Genomic DNA, 1987 nt, shown 5'->3' on the forward strand with positions numbered 1-1987 from the left:
ATGGTGGCGTCGATCCAGGGACGGTTGCGGAGACCGGGAACACCTTCCCGGTTCAACTGGAATGCGATCTCCTTCGGGCTTCTGCCAGAAGCGTATTCGCGGAAGATGCGGCGCACCACCTCGGCCTCGTTCTCCACGATGGCCCGCTCACCCCGGATCGGCTCGCCATTGGCGTCGAGCTGATGGACGACACGATAGCCGTAGGCGGCCCTGCCGCTGCCGCTCTTGCCAACTTCGACACGCCCGCGTTGGCCGCGATGGGTCTTGATGGCGAGGTCTTTGATAAACAGGGCGTTCATGGTGCCTTTCAGGCCGACGTGAAGCTCGTTGATCTCGCCTTCCGACAGGGTGACGATGGAGACGCCCGCGAAGCGCAGGCGCTTGAACACGGCGGCCACATCCTCCTGATCGCGGCTGATGCGGTCCAGTGCCTCGGACAGCACCATGTCGAAGCGGCCTGCCTGTGCATCGGCAAGCAAAGACTGGATGCCCGCCCGGATCATGGATGAGCCGGAGATGGCCCGGTCGGCATAGGTTTCCACCACGGTCCAGCCCTCGCGCACCGCGCGCTCACGGCACTGGCGCAACTGGTCCTCGATGGAGGCGTCGCGCTGGTTCTCGGACGAATAGCGGGCGTAAAGGGCAATGCGGATCATGGCAGTGACTTTCCTGGCTAGAGGTTCCTCAAATCCTTGATGAGCGCAACCAGATGCAGCGGGTCGGTGGGCGAGGGCTGAAAGCCGAACCGCTCATAGAATGAACGCGCCGCCTCGTTCTTGGCATGTACCACGAGAGCACGGACGCCAGCGATGTCGGCCACTTGAAGTGTTCGCAAAACAGCATCACGCAGCAAGCCCGCTCCGATCCCTTTGCCCCGCCAATTCATGTCTGTTCCAAGCCGGGCCAGCAGCATGATCGGCACGGGATGTCGAGCCAGTCCCTTGGTCAGCCGCTCGGGCGCACCTTCGTAGCGGACCTCGCCGACAACGAGCGTGTAGAAACCCACTATGGCCTCATTGTCCGCGACACCCACATAAGTCTGCGAGGCGTTCGCCATCTGGTTTGGCAATGCAAAGCGGACCAGAAACCGATTCAGCGCATCCTCGCCGCAATCGAACGCCTCGACGGCATGGCGGCGATGCAGCTTCTCGACACGAAGGTTCGTCACGAACGATTATCGTCCGAAAAGACGCTCGGCCCGTTCAGAAGCTTGCGTAGGCGAGGCAGATCGCGCGGCGGGGCGTCCAGCGCGGCGATGAAAGCTTCCCATTTCTCGGGCGGAAGCTGGAAAACGCGACGGTCGGCAAGGGTTTCCTCGGCCCGGCCGAGCGCGCTTTCAAGCACGAACTCGCTCAAAGAACGGCGTTGTGCCTGTGCGGCAGCCGTCAGGGTATGCTTGGCCTCCGCCGTCAGGCGCAGATCTAGTTTTTCGGTGCGGGTGATGCGCGTGGTCATAGCATTATCTCCTGATCCTATCTTAGCAAGATGTCCGACATTGTCAAGACATCCATGCGCCACATCATCTGTCCTCGCCGTCCTGCCCGTCGCCGGCCCGTGAGCCGTTATCATTGGCTGCATGCATGGCCTTCTCGTAATCCTCGCGCGCCATCCGCCTACCGATCAGACGAGCGATGGACAGCACCACCTTATCCAGCCGTTCGAAAGCGTCGGCGTCGCTTCTCGTGCTCTGCCCGTGCGGCGCGTGATTGTCGTTGGCCGGTACCTCTCTGCCGTACCGCTTTTTGTCATCGGCCATCGCCGACCTCTTCCTCTGGCCTCCATCCGACCGGATCGGCAACCCATCGGTTGATGTCGGATTCTCTCCATCCCGCGCCGTTGATGCTGATCTTGAGTTGGGGTGGGAAGGTGCCCTCGGCGATTTTTCGGTAGATGGTGGACTTGGACAGCCCGGTGCGGGCGAGGACGGTGTTCATGCGGACAATACGGTCTGGCTCGCGCATGGCTCTTCTGGCTCCTGCTGGTTGTT

At 61.8% G+C, this 1987-nt stretch carries 5 protein-coding genes; all 5 read right to left on the reverse strand.

Annotation, left to right across the window (positions count from 1 at the left end):
- On the reverse strand, positions 1 to 656 hold a 656-nt coding region (locus SMD10_RS25235), incomplete at its 3' end, for a recombinase family protein (RefSeq protein WP_331688479.1).
- Positions 657 to 673: 17 nt separating this feature from the next.
- A complete protein-coding gene (locus tag SMD10_RS25240; protein WP_331688480.1) occupies positions 674 to 1168 on the reverse strand; it encodes a GNAT family N-acetyltransferase in 495 nt (164 codons plus the stop codon).
- Positions 1165 to 1455, reverse strand: coding sequence for a type II toxin-antitoxin system TacA family antitoxin (locus tag SMD10_RS25245; protein WP_331688481.1), 291 nt, complete (start codon positions 1453 to 1455; stop codon positions 1165 to 1167). Before SMD10_RS25245 ends, SMD10_RS25240 begins: the two co-directional genes overlap by 4 nt.
- Positions 1456 to 1519: 64 nt before the next feature.
- Positions 1520 to 1756, reverse strand: a complete 237-nt coding sequence (locus tag SMD10_RS25250) for a hypothetical protein (protein WP_331688482.1) — start codon at positions 1754 to 1756, stop codon at positions 1520 to 1522.
- A complete protein-coding gene (locus SMD10_RS25255; RefSeq protein ID WP_331688483.1) occupies positions 1746 to 1961 on the reverse strand; it encodes a helix-turn-helix transcriptional regulator in 216 nt (71 codons plus the stop codon). The genes SMD10_RS25250 and SMD10_RS25255 overlap by 11 nt, the downstream gene beginning before the upstream one ends.
- Positions 1962 to 1987 lie beyond the last annotated feature (26 nt).

It is taken from the genome of Consotaella aegiceratis (assembly GCF_036541425.1).
GTDB lineage: Bacteria > Pseudomonadota > Alphaproteobacteria > Rhizobiales > Rhizobiaceae > Consotaella > Consotaella aegiceratis.